The organism is Conservatibacter flavescens (assembly GCF_002795425.1).
In the GTDB taxonomy this organism is placed as follows: Bacteria; Pseudomonadota; Gammaproteobacteria; order Enterobacterales; family Pasteurellaceae; genus Conservatibacter; species Conservatibacter flavescens.
This window is the reverse complement of sequence record NZ_PHHA01000012.1, coordinates 1-3,466: the sequence shown is the minus strand read 5'-3', so window position 1 is coordinate 3,466 and position 3,466 is coordinate 1. Positions and strand designations below refer to the sequence as shown.

Genomic DNA, 3,466 nt, shown 5'->3' with positions numbered 1-3,466 from the left:
AGATTGTGTATAGCTTTTAGGGTTGTTCCATTCTTTCATATTTGGTTATTTACCCTCCTAGACATTTATATTTAGTTAAAAATGAGAAAATTATTATATTATTTTTTATTTATCTTAAAAAATAATATTACCAAAATCAATAAAATATATTTATTATATTTACTAACCATAACCAATTAAGATTAGCTATTATAGCTTGCTAAATTTCGTAGATAAATTGTATTTTTATAACGATAACTTATAAATAGTTGAGTGCTTATTAGAAATATAAAATTTAATAAAATTAATATCATCGCTCTCTTATTTTTTACTTATTTAAATTTCTCCTGTATGGCTAGCTTGAATATTTCTTTAAACACTGAACAAATTTTTCGCCCAAATTTCATTTTATATCATAATATTATAAGCGTTTACAAGATGAACCTACATTCTAATTTGGAAATGTTTTTTCTATAAAAACCGTTCTTGGGGTAGATAAAAAAACTTCAACCACATTTAAAAAATTGTCATCCAAAATATATTTTTTATTTTTATATAATTCTTTTTTATTTAAAGCTGAAATAACAATCCAATAATTCAAGTCATTATAATCGTTACTTATTTTAGGATAAATATCCTCATAACATGGAATGTACTCCAAGCTTAACTTTTCCTTTAGCATACAAATAAGTAATTCTCTATCAATATCCTTATTCTTATTCTTAATACTTTCAAGTAGCTTTAAATATTCTTTATATTCTTTTAGATAAGATAGAAAAATCCCCCTTCTTTCAATATACCAAGAGCTCCATGGATTTGGTATAATTTTATTTTCATTTATTATGGAAAGGAACTTCTCTTCCATTTGTTTTATTTCCTTTTGATTTCCACTTATTAAAATCTTATTAGATTCTGTCAAAAAATACTGGTAATCTTTGTAGTAGCTAATAATTTTTAATAAGAAAAATAAAACACAAGAAAAACCAATTAATATAATGATTTTTTTCATTTACATAAAACCTCAAAATTAATGACTCTTTTTAACATTGGAATATAATCTGCAGTGTTCATATTTTTTATGATATATCTGTAAAACAATTCATTTATTAAAATATCTCATACAAATTTTATACTGCCATTGAATGGATTGATTTTAGGTTTCCCTTAGTTTATTTGGAATATATATACCAACTTTAGTATTCTTTTCCATCAATTCCTATTATTTGCTTTTTTTCCTCTTGAGTTAACAGATCCGTTGCTTTATTATCAGGCGTAAGCAGTTCATAGCTAACCCTTATCCAGTTATCTAATTCCTTATTATACTTATACTCCGTAGTATACATTTCTTGATTTTTAGTTATATCGTCAGTTATGGATAAACACCCTTTTCCACAAGAGGCTATAATCGGTTCCCAAATAAATATTGTAGTAAATTGATAGTTTTTTTGTTTAGTAACAATATTAATTGTACAATAAGGTAGACCGCCTTTTCCATCTCCCCTATAACATTTGTAGTATAATTTATCTTCTAGTCCATCTCCATTAAAATCCGAAATTTCATTTCCTGAAAAAATAGGTTTATCACTATTATTGTCAAATGAAGAATAACTGAATTTAATAGAACCTAAAAATAATAATACACATAATTTCATCATTATATTGATAAACTTTATTTTCATATATTCCTCCATCCCCCAACAAATTCCCCAATATATCTTGTTTTAGTCGTACACTGTTTCATTTGGTTATAAAATTCACAAAGATTGCATTAATTAGTTCTGTTCTATCCAGTTTTCTGGCAATTTCTATGTAAAATATAAAGAAGAAAAATATCTACAAAAAAACAAATCAAGTACTTTAATGAAATATTTCTTATACTTTCTATATTATAGCCTTTTATATATAGCATAAAAATAAAGATCAGATAAATAGCAAATACAGCTGGATAAAAAAAGTAAAACTTAGAAAAATTCCGATAAAAGAAGACTAAAATAAAACTAATAAAAGAGTAAAAAAATAAAAAAGTCATTATATTGACAGCTTCAATTAAAGTATTATAGCTAGCTTCATGAAAAATCATTTCATAACTACCATCCAAGGATATACCCAATATAAATAATATTTTATATACTGAAATCAAAAGCACAATTATTGTTTTTGAAAATTTATATAAATTCATAAATCTCTCTCTTTTAATTTATACTCAAAATAATTATGAAATAGTTCTGTTTTTATTTCTACATTTTCTTTATCAAAAAAGATTTCCTGCCTAGAAAGGACTGAAACCAGAATGGGGAAATAAAACTTTTGTTATTTTGACCGCTCTTATCGGCTTAGTGGATTTTAGTGCTGCGAGATAAGGTAATTTGCCTAGCGGTACTTGGCGGGCGTTATAGACACTGCTGATCATCAACGGTTGGCTCGGATCGCCCTCTTGAAAACTCACAATCAACTTCCTGACCCACTCGGATCCAACATGAGCTGTGAGCATTATATTCACCTTCCCTATCCCAGTGAAATTACACTCTAACACTACCTATCTAATTATCATGCTTTAAATATTTATCTTTCAACTTTAAAATAAAGCCAATCAAAATAAAAACAAAATTTAATAAAATTAAATTATATATTTTATCTTTATATATTTCCTCTTGATTCATTTCCACATAACCATACTCATTAGGATTACATAAAAAATCAATTAAATCATATAAAAACAAAGAGTCTAAAAAAACAACAATCAATAAAAAAATAAAAAATTTATTTTTTAGAGACAAATAGAGTATAGAAAATATAATTAATAGCATTAAGATTGATATTAAAAACATATTAATCCTTTTTACACTGTTCAGTAGTATAAATATCCACTCCAATTTCCCCAGAGTGGATGACGAACTTCTCTAACGCCATATTCGGTGTCACAGGATATTTTTATTCCCCCCAAGCTTGCGCGGCCCAGTTAGGGTGTTTAAAGGTGTAATCTTTTAAGACCACATCCGTCGGGCGAACCTGTTCACCAAAGCGGAAGTCGGTAATGCTGTCTTCTTGTACGCCGTTTTGCCATCGGCAGAATGTGGCTTGGTTATCTAATATTTCACCAAAATCCACCGCACTTTCTAAACTGGCTGCGTGAATATCCAGCTCAAATAGTCGGTTATAGCCCTCCGTTAACGGGAAATCGGTGACTTGAAAAGTCGTTGCCGGCAGGTTGCCTACTACGAGGGTGAAATGCTGCCCGGTGGGGTGTTTAAGTAATGTGGATAACGGGAGCGACTTTTCTTTAAACACTCAAGCAAATTCCTCAAAATTAGGGTTTATAAAATCGGTTGGTTGTCCATAATTCAATCACCAAACTGCCCCATTTATTGGGGTATTTGACATCATTTCTCACTTCTTCTGCACAAGTATTATTTAAAATCACATTATAATATTTACTACCGGATATAATTTCTGCTCTGTTTTTTTCCGCCTGTGCTTTGATTTGATG

The 3,466-nt window shown here is 28.4% G+C and carries 6 protein-coding genes; all 6 read right to left on the bottom strand.

Annotation, left to right across the window (positions count from 1 at the left end; all coding sequences use genetic code 11):
• Positions 1 to 430 precede the first annotated feature (430 nt).
• Positions 431 to 988, bottom strand: a complete 558-nt coding sequence (locus CVP05_RS05935; RefSeq protein WP_100288660.1) for a hypothetical protein — start codon at positions 986 to 988, stop codon at positions 431 to 433.
• Between the two features lie 184 nt (positions 989 to 1,172).
• Entirely contained in the window at positions 1,173 to 1,658 is a 486-nt protein-coding gene (locus CVP05_RS05930) for a hypothetical protein (RefSeq protein ID WP_100288659.1), read from the bottom strand.
• 590 nt (positions 1,659 to 2,248) lie between these two features.
• Positions 2,249 to 2,470, bottom strand: a complete 222-nt coding sequence (locus CVP05_RS12615; RefSeq protein ID WP_100288657.1) for a hypothetical protein — start codon at positions 2,468 to 2,470, stop codon at positions 2,249 to 2,251.
• A 49-nt stretch (positions 2,471 to 2,519) separates the two neighbouring features.
• On the bottom strand, positions 2,520 to 2,807 hold the full coding sequence (locus tag CVP05_RS05915) for a hypothetical protein (protein ID WP_100288656.1): 288 nt from the start codon (positions 2,805 to 2,807) through the stop codon (positions 2,520 to 2,522).
• Positions 2,808 to 2,910: 103 nt separating this feature from the next.
• Positions 2,911 to 3,267, bottom strand: coding sequence for a hypothetical protein (locus tag CVP05_RS05910; RefSeq protein ID WP_100288655.1), 357 nt, complete (start codon positions 3,265 to 3,267; stop codon positions 2,911 to 2,913).
• A gap of 19 nt (positions 3,268 to 3,286) precedes the next feature.
• Positions 3,287 to 3,466, bottom strand: a 180-nt coding sequence (locus tag CVP05_RS12610) for a hypothetical protein (protein WP_165773127.1), incomplete at its 5' end; no start/stop codon positions are given.